14 protein-coding genes are annotated in these 13,656 nt (G+C 69.1%); 5 read left to right on the plus strand and 9 right to left on the minus strand.

Going from position 1 to position 13,656, the window contains the following annotated elements; genetic code table 11:
- Positions 1–51 precede the first annotated feature (51 nt).
- Positions 52–1,707: an ABC1 kinase family protein gene (locus ACWJIO_RS02440; RefSeq protein WP_480311157.1), complete on the minus strand. Its 1,656-nt coding sequence runs from the start codon at positions 1,705–1,707 to the stop codon at positions 52–54.
- A gap of 66 nt (positions 1,708–1,773) precedes the next feature.
- On the opposite strand from ACWJIO_RS02440, the gene ACWJIO_RS02445 reads away from it, so the two are divergent.
- From ACWJIO_RS02445 to ACWJIO_RS02455, 3 genes are all read left to right on the plus strand, one after another.
- The gene (locus ACWJIO_RS02445) at positions 1,774–2,679 is read left to right on the plus strand and encodes a GNAT family N-acetyltransferase (protein ID WP_480311158.1); all 906 of its coding nucleotides are present in this window, start codon (positions 1,774–1,776) and stop codon (positions 2,677–2,679) included.
- A gap of 153 nt (positions 2,680–2,832) precedes the next feature.
- Positions 2,833–3,453 carry a peptide-methionine (S)-S-oxide reductase MsrA gene (gene msrA, locus ACWJIO_RS02450; protein WP_480311509.1) on the plus strand — a complete coding sequence of 207 codons (621 nt, stop codon included), beginning with the start codon at positions 2,833–2,835 and terminating at the stop codon, positions 3,451–3,453.
- A 69-nt stretch (positions 3,454–3,522) separates the two neighbouring features.
- Complete coding sequence (locus tag ACWJIO_RS02455) at positions 3,523–4,554, plus strand: AI-2E family transporter (RefSeq protein ID WP_480311160.1); 1,032 nt, start codon at positions 3,523–3,525, stop codon at positions 4,552–4,554.
- Here ACWJIO_RS02455 and ACWJIO_RS02460 read toward each other — a convergent pair.
- The 5 genes from ACWJIO_RS02460 to ACWJIO_RS02480 form a co-directional block, all read right to left on the minus strand.
- Complete coding sequence (locus tag ACWJIO_RS02460) at positions 4,533–4,916, minus strand: hypothetical protein (protein ID WP_480311162.1); 384 nt, start codon at positions 4,914–4,916, stop codon at positions 4,533–4,535. The genes ACWJIO_RS02455 and ACWJIO_RS02460 overlap by 22 nt on opposite strands.
- An 86-nt stretch (positions 4,917–5,002) precedes the next feature.
- Entirely contained in the window at positions 5,003–6,565 is a 1,563-nt protein-coding gene (locus ACWJIO_RS02465) for a cryptochrome/photolyase family protein (protein ID WP_480311163.1), read from the minus strand.
- A complete protein-coding gene (locus tag ACWJIO_RS02470) occupies positions 6,565–6,888 on the minus strand; it encodes a hypothetical protein (protein WP_480311511.1) in 324 nt (107 codons plus the stop codon). The genes ACWJIO_RS02465 and ACWJIO_RS02470 overlap by 1 nt, the downstream gene beginning before the upstream one ends.
- 47 nt (positions 6,889–6,935) lie before the next feature.
- Entirely contained in the window at positions 6,936–8,945 is a 2,010-nt protein-coding gene (uvrC, locus tag ACWJIO_RS02475; protein WP_480311512.1) for an excinuclease ABC subunit UvrC, read from the minus strand.
- Positions 8,946–8,988: 43 nt separating this feature from the next.
- Complete coding sequence (locus ACWJIO_RS02480; RefSeq protein WP_480311164.1) at positions 8,989–9,480, minus strand: flavin reductase family protein; 492 nt, start codon at positions 9,478–9,480, stop codon at positions 8,989–8,991.
- A 99-nt stretch (positions 9,481–9,579) separates the two neighbouring features.
- Between ACWJIO_RS02480 and coaD the strand changes: the two genes are divergently transcribed.
- A complete protein-coding gene (gene coaD, locus ACWJIO_RS02485; protein WP_480311165.1) occupies positions 9,580–10,083 on the plus strand; it encodes a pantetheine-phosphate adenylyltransferase in 504 nt (167 codons plus the stop codon).
- Positions 10,076–10,978 (plus strand): hypothetical protein, encoded by a 903-nt coding sequence (locus tag ACWJIO_RS02490; RefSeq protein ID WP_480311166.1) that lies wholly within the window; start codon positions 10,076–10,078, stop codon positions 10,976–10,978. Before coaD ends, ACWJIO_RS02490 begins: the two co-directional genes overlap by 8 nt.
- 31 nt (positions 10,979–11,009) lie before the next feature.
- On the opposite strand, the gene dacB is transcribed toward ACWJIO_RS02490, so the two are convergent.
- From dacB to ACWJIO_RS02505, 3 genes are all read right to left on the minus strand, one after another.
- Positions 11,010–12,329 (minus strand): D-alanyl-D-alanine carboxypeptidase/D-alanyl-D-alanine endopeptidase, encoded by a 1,320-nt coding sequence (gene dacB, locus ACWJIO_RS02495; protein ID WP_480311168.1) that lies wholly within the window; start codon positions 12,327–12,329, stop codon positions 11,010–11,012.
- Position 12,330: 1 nt separating this feature from the next.
- A complete protein-coding gene (locus ACWJIO_RS02500) occupies positions 12,331–12,861 on the minus strand; it encodes a DUF4330 domain-containing protein (RefSeq protein ID WP_480311169.1) in 531 nt (176 codons plus the stop codon).
- A gap of 78 nt (positions 12,862–12,939) precedes the next feature.
- Entirely contained in the window at positions 12,940–13,632 is a 693-nt protein-coding gene (locus tag ACWJIO_RS02505) for a DUF1995 family protein (RefSeq protein WP_480311170.1), read from the minus strand.
- Positions 13,633–13,656 lie beyond the last annotated feature (24 nt).

The raw sequence follows: 13,656 nt of genomic DNA on the forward strand, positions 1-13,656 counted from the left end.
CGGACCGGCTCAGCAGCAGTACTTCAGCAGCAGCATTTCAGCAGCAACGCTTCAGCGGCGGCCGGAGCGCATCAGCGACACCACCAGCCACACCCCCAGCACGTTGGCGGCCACGAACAGCCCCTGGCTCAGCTGGCGCAGCACCTGCAGGTCCGACTGGGTGGCCATCACCGTGGCGCTCATCAGCAGGGCGGCCACCAGGATCGCCAGGGCAATGCGGCGCGACAGCACGTCGAGGTTGGCCAGCAGCCGATCCAGGCCCTGCAGCTGGAAGGCAAACACCAGCTCATCGCCGCTGAAGCGCTGCAGCAGGCCGCTGAGCTGGCGCGGGGATTCGAGCAGGAGGCTGCGCAGATCGAGGCCGAACTGCATCACCCGCTGCTGGGGCAGCAGCAGGGCTCGCGCCATCAGCCGGCTCACCAGAGGTTTCATCGCCTCGCTGAAGTTGAACTCCGGCGTGAGGGCCCGCCCCACCCCCTCCAGGTTGGTGATCGCCTTCACGAACAGGCCGAGGTTGCCTGGCACCAACAGGCCCGAGTTGCTGGCGATCTGCAGAAGATCGGCCAGGAAGTGGGCAAAGTTGAGCTGTTGCAGCGGCTTGGCGAAGTTGGCGCGGATCAGCTGGTCGAGCTGCCGCCGCAGCCCCCGCCGGTCCGCGCTGCTGGCCTTGGGCGGTGCCAGCTGCACCAGCAGATCGGTGGCGCGGGCCGGATCCTCGTTGAGCAGGGCCAGCACCAGATCCAGCACCAGGGTGCGGGTGCGGGGGTCGAAGCTGCCCACCATGCCCAGATCCAGGATCGTGATCGTGCCGTCACTGGCCACCATCAGGTTGCCCGGATGGGGATCGGCGTCGAAGAAGCCCTCCACGAAGAACTGCTCCACAAAGGCGCCGAGCAGGGCGTCGGTAGCGGCCTCGACACCCCCGGCGCGCTGCTCCAGGGCAGAACGGGCCTCCGGGCTGAGGATCGGATGCCCCTTCAGCCACTCCAGCACCAGCACCGCCGGGCCGCTGAACTCGCGGAACAGCCCAGGCACCCGCAGCCGGCCATCCCCCACGAAGCTGGAGCGCTTCAGCACCTCGGCTAAGCGTTCGGTGTTGCCCGCCTCGCGGCGGAAGTCGATCTCGCCCTCGAGGGAAGCCACCAGTTGCTCCGCCAGGCCCGGCAGGTCGTAGCTCGACCCCAGGGGCGTCTGGGCAGCCAGGGCGGCGATCTGGCGCAGCAGCTGGCCGTCTTCCTCCACCTGGCGCTCGATGCCGGGCCGCAGCACCTTCACAGCCACGGAGCGGCCATCGGCAAGCTCCGCCCTGTGCACCTGGCCGATGCTGCCCGCCGCCACTGGGGTGGTGTCAAAGCTGGCGAACACCTCACTGGGCGGCCGTTGCCACTGCTCCAGCAGGCGCTGCTCCACCTCGCTCCAGGGAGCCGCCGGCACGGAACTCTGCAACCGTGCCAGGGCGCGCACGTAGCGGTCAGGCAGCAGATCCGGGCGGGTGCTGAGCAGCTGGCCCACCTTCACGAACACGGGTCCCAGCTCGGTGAGCATGCGGCAGAGCACCTCCGGGGCCGGCAGGCTTGGCTGGGTGGCAGCGGCGGCACCGAGCTGGGCGCTCAGCAGACTCAGCAGGTAGTCCCACTGGTGCTGGGACACCACCTTGACGATCTCGATGGCACGGGAGGAGCCGCTCAGCATGCGGGGCTTGGCCAACACTGCCGCCATGGTGGCGGCTGGGAGCAGCCTGGGGAGCCCGGGCAGGCCTGCGATGGGCGAGGCATGATCGAGCGCCAAGCTGATGGCGGCAGCGTCAGGGCTCCAGGCCTGATCCGGCCGCTGGCTCCCCGGGACATTCCCCAGGTGGTGGCCTGGGCCCGCGCGGAGGGATTTTGTCCCGGCCAAGGAGATGTGGCCAGCTTCCGCCACACCGACCGCCAGGGGCTGTGGGTGAAGGAGCTCGACCAGCGGCCGATCGGCTGCATCGCCGGCGTGCGCTACAACGCCAGCTACGGCTTCATCGGGCTGTTTCTGGTGGACCCGGCCCAGCGGAGCCGGGGCCACGGCCTCGACCTCTGGCGCACCGCCATGGCCCACCTGGCGCCCTTGTCCTGCATCGGCCTGGAGGCGGCGCCCGAGCGGGTGGAGGACTACCGCGGCTGGGGCTTCCGGCCGGCCTCCCCCACCCGGCGCTGGCAGGTGATGGCGACGGGAGACGAGCGCCCGATCGATCCCCACGACGGCCTCGATCTGCTGCAGGGGAAGCGGTTGCCGCGGCGCGCCGTGCAGGCCTACGACGCCCTGCGCGAACCGAGCCCACGCCCCCACTTTCTGGCCGACTGGCTGGGCCAGGAGGCCGGCAGCGTGCTGGCCCTGATCGACGGGCAGGGCCAGTGCCACGGCTTCGGCCGGATCCGGCCCTGCCTGCTACGGCGGGGAACGGGCTGGCGCATCGGCCCCCTGCTGGCCGACAGCCCGGCGCTGGCCGAACGGCTGCTGCTCGGCATGCTGGCCCGTCACCCCGGCGTGGTGCTGATCGATGTGCCGGGCGCCAATCCCCACGGGGATCCGCTGATGCGGCGGCTCGGCTTCCAACCCCTGAGCACCGTGCTGCGCATGTACCGGGGGGAGCCACCGCGGGTGGGACTGGGCGACGTCTACGGCCTGGCCTGCCTGGAGCTGGGCTGAGCCGGCCGGGGCCTGCCGCCAATCCAACCCCGAATTCCGGCTGTAGACCAGAAAGAGGATTCTGGGATCACCATGGCCCGGTTCAGGATGGGATGGCCGCTTCTGGCCTCACTCGGCGCCGCGCTGGCGGGGGTGCTGGTGCTGCCGCTGCTGATGCCAGGTCAGCTGCCCCTGCGTCCCGGAGCTGCCAGCGCGGCCGCTCTGCCCGATCCCGCCCTGGATCCGGGCCGCCGCCCCGGCCCCGACCAGACAGCCGTGCTGGCGGGGGGCTGTTTCTGGGGCATGGAGGCGATCTTTGAAGAGGTGAGGGGGGTCCGCAAGGTCGAGACCGGCTATGCCGGCGGCTCCCAGGAGACGGCTCGCTATGCCGAAGTGAGCCGGGGCACCACCGGCCATGCGGAGGGCATCCGCATCACCTACGACCCGGGCCAGGTGAGTTACGGGGAACTGCTGAAGGTGTTCTTTGCCGTGGCCCACGACCCCACCGAGGTGAACCGCCAGGGGCCCGATGTGGGCGAGCAGTACCGATCGGCGATCTTCAGCGACGATCCCCTGCTGCAGAACGTGGCGCGGCAGTACATCGCCCAGCTCAACGAAGCCGGCAGCTTCGCGAAGCCGATCGCCACCCAACTGGAGAGCAGCGCCCGCTTCTACCCCGCCGAGGACTACCACCAGGACTTCGTGCGGCGGAATCCACGCCACCCCTATGTCCTGGTGCACGACATCCCGAAGCTGGAGACGTTCCGCAGCACCTTCCCTGAGTTACGGCAGTAAGGACCGGTGGCCGGGGCCGGCTGCTTCGGGTGCATGGTGGGGTCCACCACCCCATGCACCAGCACCCCGATGAGCCAGCCCAATGAGCCGCCCTGGCAGGGGCTGAACCAATCGGCGCTGCTGCGGTTCCTGCTGCTGCTCGCCTGCGGCTGGGCGCTGGTGCAGCTGGTGGCGTTCTTTCGGCCAGTGCTCACCCTGTTCATTGCCGCCGCGGTGCTGGCTGTGCTGCTGGAGTATCCGGTGCGGCGGCTGGTGGGCCTGGGGTGCAGCCGGGGCCTGGCGATCCTGATCACCGGCCTGGCCGCCTTCGGCAGCGGCAGCCTGTTGGTGGCTGTGCTCGGCTTCCAGTTGGTGAACCAGGGCAGCAGCCTGCTCAACGACCTGGTGCTGGGGCTGCAGCGCCCCGATCTGCCCTTCCACGACTACTTCAGGACGATCCAGCTCGCCCAGGTGCTGGACCTGCTCCGCGACAGCCTCGGCAGCGGCCTGGGGATGATCGGCGGGGCCTTCTCGAACCTGTTCGCCGGCGTGATTCTGCTGGTGATTGTGATCTACATGCTGGTGGACAACGGCGCCACCTGGAGTCAGGTGCTGCAGCTGTTGCCTGAGGAGGTGCGCGGGCGTTTCGACCGCAGCGTGCAGAAGAATGTGCTGGGGTTCCTGCGCGGCCAGATCACCCTGATGCTGTTTCTGAGCCTGGCCAGCTTTCTGGTGTTCGCCCTGATGGGGGTGAAGTTTGCCCTGATCCTGGCGATCGTGGTGGGAGTGCTGGATGCCATCCCCGGCATCGGCGCCACCCTGGGCGTGATCGCGGCCAGCAGCGTGGTGTTCCTCACCCAGGGCCAGTGGCTGGCCCTGCAGGTGGTGATCGCTTCGGTGGTGCTGCAGCAGATCCAGGACAATCTGATCCACCCACGGGTGATGGGCCGGGCCCTGCAGATCCGCCCGGTGGTGCTGTTCTTTGCCCTGTTTGTTGGAGAGCGGCTGGCGGGCCTGCTGGGGGTCTTCCTGGCCATTCCCGTCACGGGGATGATCCTGGGTTGGGGCAAGGAGGAGGAGCAAGACTCCGCCTCCAGCCCTCAGCGGGGTGGCCCGTTGTAGATCAGTTCTTCCACGACCGTTCCATCCGGAGAGATACGAATCTCCGTTTCCAGGCTGGGGGCAAGATCTCGCTCCTGCCAGGCCGGTGGGCCGCCCATGAAGCTGAAGACGAAACCGTCGCTGTCGCTGCTCACGAGGCAGGGATTATCGAGGGCTGCGGTGGCGAACATGCAGCTCGCCGGGCGGTAGACCTGAAGCCCTCCGTTGATCTTCACGCTGCGGGAGCGGGCCGTGTTGATGGCGCGGACAGCCTCAATGGGCACCCGGTCCTGGGCCTTCAGGGGCGGAGCGGCGCCCAACAGGGCGGAAAGGGCGCCGAACACCATGAAGGCACGGGCAGCGCCTGGCATCGGGATCTGCATGACGGGCAATGGCGGCTTGGTCCGATCTAGTTCCTGACCCGGTGGAAGGCAAGACTGCAGCGCAGCTTCTTCAAGACCCACCCAGCTCAGGGAATAGGCATCTCAGGGGAAAGTCTGCTCAGGGCGGGGTCTGCTGAAGGCGGGGCCACCGTGGCGCGCCGGAGGAAGGCTTCGGCTGCAGCAGCCAGGCCATCGCGACGCTGGCGATCCATGCGATCCAGCAGCCGCACCATCATCGAGAGGCGGGGATTGGCCTGGAAGAAGGCCCGGTGGCGCTCGATAAAGCGCCAGTAGAGACCATCCCAGATGTCACACCAGGGGCCGCGTTTGACATCGCTCATCTTGAGGATGTAGTTGGAGCCGCAGATGTAGGGCTTGGTGGCAAACAGGCCACCGTCACTCATCAGACCCATGCCGTAGACATTCGGCCCCATCACCCACTCATAAGAATCCAGGTAGCGCTCCATGAACCAGCGGTGCACCTCCAGAGGCTGGATCTCGCAGAGGAGCATCAGGTTGCTGATCACCATCAGCCGCTCGATGTGGTGGTTGTAGCCCGTGCGGTTCAGCCTTCCGATCGCCGCATCCAGTGGTGGCAGGCCGGTGCTGCCATCGCTCCAGCAGGGGGCCAGCCGGCGCTGGTGATGCCAGAAGTTGCTGGCGGCCTGGCGCTCGCCGTGGACGCGATCGATGCCGCGCACGAACTCCCGCCAGCCGATCAGCTGGCGCAGGAAACCCTCCAGTGAGGCGATCGGTACCGGCGCGCCGGCGGCATCCCGGCGGTGCGCGTGGGCCAGGGCGGCCTGGATCACCCCGGCCGGGCTCAGCAGGCCGATGTTGAGCAGGGGAGAGAGCAGGGAATGGTGCAGGCTGCCCCGGCTCTGGCTGAGGGCGTCCTCATAGGGGCCGAAGGCATCGAGTCGCTCCTGCAGGAACCGCTGCAGCCAGGCCTCGGCGCCGTCGTGATCGAACGGGATCCAGAGGTCTCCCAGCTCGCCGGGGTGAGTGGCGAAGTGGGTGGCGATCAGCTGCCGCACCGCCGCTTCATGCGGGCTGGCCGCCACGGTGGGGAGCGGTGGCTCCTGATAGTTCTTCGGCAGCCGGCGGCGGTTCTCGCTGTCGAAACTCCAGCGACCGCCGCTGGGGGTGCCGTCGGCCTCGAGCAGCAGTCCCAGGCGACGGCGCTGCCGCTCGTAGAAGGTCATCATGAACGGACGGCGCCGGCCTTCGAACCAGGCCCGGCTCTCGGCCACGGATTCGAGGAAGGCCGGTGAGGGCAGCAGCGTCAGCCGCACCCCGCGCTCCCGGCAGAAGGCCTGCAGCTGCTGCTCGAAACCGCGGTCAGCGATCTCGGCCAGCCTCAGCTCCCGGTCTTCGCCCAGCTCCGCAGCCAGCCGCTCCCAGAACGAGCAGCCCATGGAGGCCGGCAGTTCGAAATAGCGCACCGCGAGCCCCCGGGCGCTCAGGGCGTCGCGGAAGCTCCGCATCGCCACAAAGGTATGCAGCAGGCGTAGCTGGTGGTAGCGGTAGGCCGAGGCGACGGCCAGGTCTTCGATCATCAGCACCCGGCTGGCGGGGGTGAGCTGCAGGGGTGAGGCACTGAACCAGTCGCGGTGCAGCTGGTCGCCCAGGATCAGGGTGAGGGCCATCAGCTGCGCCCCGGCGACTCCAGGCCATCGCCCCGGGAGCCCTCGCCGGCCAGACGACAGGCACGCCGGGCCACCGCCGCCGCATAGCCCCTCTCCACCGTGCCGCGCTCGGGGCTGAGGTGACCGTCGCGGCAGTCCACCACCAGCCGCTCGCGGTGGCCCCGCTGGTCGTCCACCCGCAGCCGCAGCTGCCAGTGGTGCTTGGCACTGCGGGTGATCTCATCGGCACAAACGGGCCCCACGCACAGGCCCGGGGCGGCCAGGGCCGGCACAGGCCCCAGCAGGGTGACGAGCTGGAGCAGGCCGCCCAGCACCAGGGCCAGCAGCTGGAGCCAGGGCCGCCCTGGGACACGCAGAGCGCTGAGCTCCCTCAACCGGCCAACTCCAGGGGCTGGTCAGCCTCCCGCTCGGCCGGCGGCTCCCCCCTCTCGCCGCTCTCCGCCTCGCCGCTCTCCGCCTCGCCCTGGGGATGGAAGTACTCCCACACCTGGCGGGCCAGGGCCGGCCCCATGCCGGGGGCAGTGGCGATCTGCTCGGGGCTGGCCAGCTGGATGGCATCGATCGAGCGGAAATGGGCCAGCAGGTCCTTGACCCGCTTGGGGCCCAGACCGGAGATGTCGGAGAGCCGGGAGCGCTTCATGCGCTCGCCGCGCTGCTGGCGGTGGAAACTCACCGCGAAGCGGTGGGCCTCATCGCGCAGCCGCCGCAGCAGCTGCAGCCCCAGCTGTTCGGGCTCACTCTCGAGCGGGCTGGTCGCCCCAGGCACGAACACCTCCTCCCGCTGCTTGGCCAGGGAACACACCACCAGGTCGTCGTGGAGGTTGAGTTCCCGCAGGGCCTCCATCACGGCGGAGAGCTGACCCTTGCCGCCATCGATCATCACCACATCGGGCCAGTCGTTGAGACCGCCGGTGTGCAGGGCGGTGCCGGCCTGACGGCGCAGCTCCAGCAGGTCGGCGCCCTCGGCCTTGGCCTGGGCCCAGCGGCGGAAACGGCGCCGCATGATCTCGGCCATGGCCATGAAGTCGTCGGAATGGCCGGCGCGGATCGAACTGCTCTGGATCCTGTATTTGCGGTAGTGGTGCTTGGCCGGCAGGCCGTCGATGAACACCACCTGGGAGGCCACCGCATCGCTGCCCTGGATGTGGCTGATGTCGTAGCCCTCCACCCGGCGCGGCGCCGCCGTGAGTTCCAGCAGCTGGGCCAGATCCTCCGTGGCCAGCAGGTTCTGTTCGCTGGCCCGCTCGGCCCGCAGCAGCTCATAGCTGGCGTTGCGCACCACCAGATCGATCATCTCGGCCTTCTGCTGGCGCTGCGGCACCGCCAGCCGCACCTTGCGCCCCCGCTGCTCACTCAGCCAGCTGCTGATCAGATCCTGCTGGGGCAGGGGGAACTGCAGCAGCAACTCCGGCGGAATCTCCACCGACTCCACCTGGCTGTAGTGCTCCTCCACCACCCGTTGCAGGATGCGTCCCAGGGCGCCCTCCTCGAAGGCTGGCAGCTCCGTGACCTCCGCCATGTAGCCCAGCCGCCCCACAAGCTTGCCGGCCCGCACCTGGAACAGCTGCACCGCCGCCACCCGTTCGCCGGCGGCCAGGGCCACCACGTCGCGGCTCACCGAACTGTCGCCGCTGCTCATCTTCTGATCAGCCGTGAGGGTGTCGATGCCCTGGAGCTGATCACGCACCCGGGCGGCACTCTCGAAATCAAGCCGCTCGGCATAGCGCTCCATCTGGCCCTGCAGCAGGGCCAGCAGCTCGTCGTTGCGGCCCTGGAACACCATCGCCACCTGGCGCAGGGTCTGGTGGTAGTCCTCGGAGCTGATCTTCTGCTGACACACGCCCGGACAGCGGCCGATGTCGAAATTGAGGCAGGTGCGGTCGCGGTACAGGGGCCGGGGCCGCTGGCGCAGGGGGAACACCCGCTTCACCACGGCGAGGGTGCGGCGCAGCAGGCCCACATCCACGTAGGGGCCGTAGAAGCGATCCAGGGGGGAGCGAAAGCGGCGCTGGCGGGTGATGAAGATGCGGGGGTAGGCCTCGCTCCAGGTGATGCAGAGGTAGGGGTATTTCTTGTCGTCCTTGAGCAGCACATTGAAGTGCGGCTGATGGTGCTTGATCAGGTTCGACTCGAGGGCCAGGGCCTCGGCCTCACTGTCGGTGACGATGAACTCCAGCTCGCAAACCTGGCGCACCATCAGGGCGATGCGGGGGCTGTGGCCGTGGCCGCTGCCGCTCTGGAAGTAGCTGCGCACGCGCTGGCGCAGCAGCTTCGCCTTGCCGATGTAGAGAATGCGGTCGTCGCTGTCCCGCAGCAGATAGCAGCCCGGCTCGGAGGGAACCTCCTTGAGCCGGGCCGCCAGCCGCTCGGGTTGCTGCATCAGGGGCAGAGTGCTCACCGCCGGGGCCGCCCTGGCGACCGCCTCAACCGCCGTACTTCCACCCGGTGCTGCCCAGCTCCAGGGCGTCGCCATCACGGTGCAGGGTGGCGGCCTTCACCTCCCCCACGAACACGGTGTGGTCACCCAGGGCCACCTGGCCCACCAGCTCGCACTCCACGGCACCCAGGGCGCTATCGAGGATCGGCAGGCCCAGCTCACCCAGCTGGAAAGGAGCCGCATCGAAGCGGCCACCCACGCCCTTCTGGGGTTTGAAGAACACGGCGGCCAGATCCTTCTGGTCGGCGGCGAGCACGTTGAGGGCGAACTTGCCGGTGCGCTGGATCATGCCGTTGCTGGTGCTGTCGGCCCGCACGGCCATCACCACGAGGGGGGGCTCAAAGGAGCCCTGGGTCACCCAGCTGGCCGTGAAGCCATTCACGTCCTCCCCCTCGGCCACCCCACAGATGAACACCCCGTGGGGGATCTTGCGCAGCAGGGTCTTCTTGGCTTCGGCGTTGAGGGTGGAGGTGGCCATGGCGGGCGGGAGGCCCCGAGGGGGGCGCCGGGAACGGCCCCAACTCTAGAAACCCGGCCGGGCCAGGCATGGAGCGGGCCTCACCCATAGGCTGGCCGGATGCGCGCCCTCTACCCCGGCAGCTTCGACCCCCTCACCCTCGGCCACCTCGACCTGATCGAGCGGGCCAGCCGCCTGTTCGATGGCGTGGTGGTGGCCGTGCTCCAGAACCCCGGCAAACAGCCGGCCTTCCCCCTTGAGCAGCGACTCGAGCAGATCCGCACCGCCACGGCCGCGCTCAGCGGGGTGGAGGTGGGCAGTTTCGATGGGCTCACGGTGCAGTGCGCCCTCCTGAACGATGCCCAGGTGATCCTGCGGGGCCTGCGGGCCATGAGCGACTTCGAATTCGAGCTCCAGATTGCCCACACCAACCAGAGCCTGGAGCCCAGGGTGGAGACGCTGTTCCTCGCCACAGCCGTGCACCACAGCTTTCTGAGCAGTTCGGTGGTGAAGGAGGTGGCCCGCTTTGGCGGTGATGTGCAGCACATGGTGCCGCCTGGAGTGGCACAAGACCTCTCCAGGCTTTTTAATCGGACGGAATGCGGGACGTCCGGCCATGGCTGAAGCCAATATCACAGTGCTTGATCAGATCGACCAGATCGAGGATCTGCTGCTGGAGGGCACCCGGGTTCCGTTCAGCGGCGGCCGCCTGGTGAACGAGCAGGACGCGATCGAGGTCATCGACGCCGTACGGGAGGCCCTGCCCAGCCAACTGACCCAGGCCGTGGATCTGCTGCGCCAGCGCGAGGAGTTCATCGCCCAGGCACGCAAGCAGGCCGAGGAGATCGTGGCGGTGGCCAAGCGGGAGCGCGACCAGCTGATCAACTCCGCCTCCGTGCGGCAGGAGGCCGAGAAGCAGGCCGCCGAGATGCGGGAACAGGCCCGCCAGCAGGGCGACCACCTGATGATGCAGATCCGCCAGCAGGCTGCCAGCGCCGAGCAGGAGCAGCAGACCCGCCTGGCCCAGATGGAAAACCAGTTCGCCACCCGGCGCCAGCAACTGGAACAGGAGGCGGCTGAGCGCAACAAGCTGCTGATCGAGCAGCACGAGCGCAACCGCCAGCAGGCGATGGCCGAGCTGGAGCAGGTGCGGCAGGAAGGGCTGCGCATTCAGCGCGAGAGCCAGATCGAAGCCGAGCGGCTCCACACCGATGCCCTGCAGTTCCGCCAGCAGACCCAGCAGCAGTGCGACGCCGCCATTGCCCGCACACGCCAGGAGGCCGCCGGCATCAGCGAAGGAGCCAACCGCTACGCCGAACAGGTACTCGGTGAGCTGGAAGGCCGGCTGAAAGAGCTCAACCAGGTGGTGGTGAGTGGCCGGCGGGAGCTCGTGCGCCTGCAGACCCCCGATCTTCAGAAGGAGAAAGCTGCGGCCACAGCAGCAACCGAACCGACCGCCATCTCCGGCGGTGGCCGGCGCCGTCGACTGGCCAGCCGCCTGGGCCAGCTGGCCGGCTGAGGGACTGCCTAGTCAGCCGTCTCGTCTCTGCTCAGCCCGGGCAGAGTTGGGTCTGCTGGGCCTGTCGCAGCACCTGGCCGATGCGGGTGTTGGGGTCGCCGGATCCATTGCTGATGGCGCTGACGTAGCGGGGGCCGCTGCTGGTGAGCAGCACCCCACTGATCGAGCGCACGCCCCTGAGGGTGCCGGTCTTGCCGAAGAACTGGCCCTGCAGGGGTGTGCCCTTGTAGAGGTTGCGCAGGGTACCCCGCTGGCCCGCCACCGCCATTGAGGCCAGATAGTTGCGGCTGTAGGGGTGCTGGTCCATGCGCAGCAGCAGGGCTGTGAGCGAACGGCTGGTGAGGCGATTGGTGCGGTCCAGACCGCTGCCATCGGCGACGCGCACCCCCTGCATGGGAACGCCCTGCTGGGCCAGCCACTGGGTGGTGAGCTGCTGGGCCTGGGCCAGATTCCAGGTGCCGGCGGCCTGCCGCATCAACACCTCGGCAGTGAAGTTGTGGCTCTCGGTATTGGCCAGGCTGAGCAGGTTGTGCATGGGCGCCGAGTTCTCCTGGTGCAGCAGCACGGCCTCGGCGGGAACCGGGTTGGCGGCCACAAACACCACCTGGAGGCTGCCGCCCTGCTGGCTGGCGCTGCGCTGCATCAGGGTCTGGAGCCGGGAGGGTGGGTTGAGCACCGAGTCGTGGATGGCGTTGCTGGTCACCGCCAATCGGGTGATCGGAGCGCCGTAGGCGTAGTAGCGGTCATCGACGCTCCAGCCCTGGGGCCACCAGGCCTGCTTGGGTTCCTCGGCCACCTGCAGGCGCACCTGGGCGCCGGGTTCAGCGCTGGAACCGCCGGAGCCCATGGCCAGTTTCGTGAGCCGCTGCAGCTGGGGCAGGGCGAGATCTGGGTCGCCCTCGCCGGTGAGCCTCAGGGAGCCATCGGGAAGGCGCCAGAGGCGCGTGGCCAGGCGGTAGTCAGGCCCGAGGCGGTCGAGGGCGTAGGCGGTGCTCACCAGCTTGGCGTTGGAGGCGGGCACCCGCGGCCGCAGGCCATTGACATCCGCCAACAGCTGGCCACGGCCATCGGCGATCGTGACGCTCCAGACGCCCGCCTCGCCGGCCAGCACGCTCTGGACCCGCTGCTGCAGGGCCGGACAACTGACCTGGTTCTGGAGCTTGGGCAGGCCGATCGGCGGTGGCGCCGCCGGCAGCTGGGCCAGGGGGGCCGGCTCCAGCTCAAAGGCCCTGATCGCCGGCCTGGTCTGGACCTGCGCGGAGGCGGGCACCAGGGGCAGACCAAGGCTCAGGGGCAGGGCCAGAGAAAGGCCCGGAGCCAGGCGGCTCAGACGACGGTTGAAACCAGGCATCTCAGCCCTCCTCGACGGCAATTCCGGTCACGGTGCCGTTGAACCGGTAGCCCTGGCCCTCGATCTCGATTGGAGCCCCCACCTTCACGGTCTGGTTGCCGAACACGACTCCACCGCTGGCCTTGCGGCCCTGGGCCTTGAGCACGAAGCGGGCGTCGAGGTTGCTGAAATCACGGCCAGTGGGATCAGTTGCCGTGACGACGGTGCCGTCGGGCTGCACGGCCAGCAGCCGCCGCTGCAGGGGCTGGATGCGCTCGATGGCCACCGAGCCGTGGGGCTGGTTGCGGATCACGATCGCCACCTTGCCCTCCGCCCTGGCCGTCTCGATCAGACCGGCGGGGTCGGCTACCGGCACGCCGCGCACATCCACCAGCACCGTCACGGGCACCACACCGCCGGTGGCCTGGGCCACGGCACCGGAGAGCTTCGGGCTCCAGATCACACCGGCGGCAGCGAGCACCACGGCAGCCAGGGCAGCGGCATCCACGACACTCCAGCGGCGGGGCCTGGCGGCAGAGGACTCAGGGCTCATCGGCTGGCGCGGCGTTCGGCGCACTGTAAAGACGTTGGCCAGCCCGGGCCAGTCGCCCCTGAACCGTGGGGCTGGCGTTCAGTTCTGAAGACCCTCGATGAAGCTCTCCAGGGCCTTGAGGCTGCCGGCCATGCCGGCACCCCCCTCGCCCGCCAGGGCCTCGGTGCGCTGCTCGCCATCGGGTTTCTGCTCAAACGCGGCCACGAAGCGATGCCCGTCGGGGTCGCGGCGGTAGAGCTGCCAGGAGGAGGGGTAGGCGCGCCGCAGGGCGCCATCCCCCAGGGGAATCAGGGCGTAGGCGCTCTGCCAGCCGGAGAGAAAACCCTTGCGCCGTTCGCGGGCCACGCTGCCGATGCCCACCGCGGCGTCCTCCAGGCTGCCGTTGAGCATCAGCACCAGTCCCCGGTGCAGGGCACACACCTGCTCCACCTCCTCGTAGTCGGCCGGGGTGGGCGCCACCAGCAGGATCAGCCCCTCACTGCCGCCATCGGCCTGCTGCAGCCGCATCTGGTCCCGCAGACTGGCCAGCTGGGGGGCCAGATCAGGGGCGTCGCGCTTGGCCAGGGCCGTGGCGCCGGCGTCGGGGAACAGCATGCGCAGGTCCTCGCGGCTCTGGCTGAGGCTGGCCAGCAAGCGCAGGGCCACGGGCATCAGCCGCAGTCCTTCGAAGCGGAGCTCGGCGGTCCAGAGGCCTTTGCTGGCGTCCTGGAGGACCGCCTGAATCGCCTGCAGGGCCTCGGCCTCGGCTGTTCGCAGATCGGCAGGGAGCATGTTCAGGCCGGGGGTGCCACGGGC

This window comes from Paraciimarium castrense LEGE 11436, from assembly GCF_056633055.1.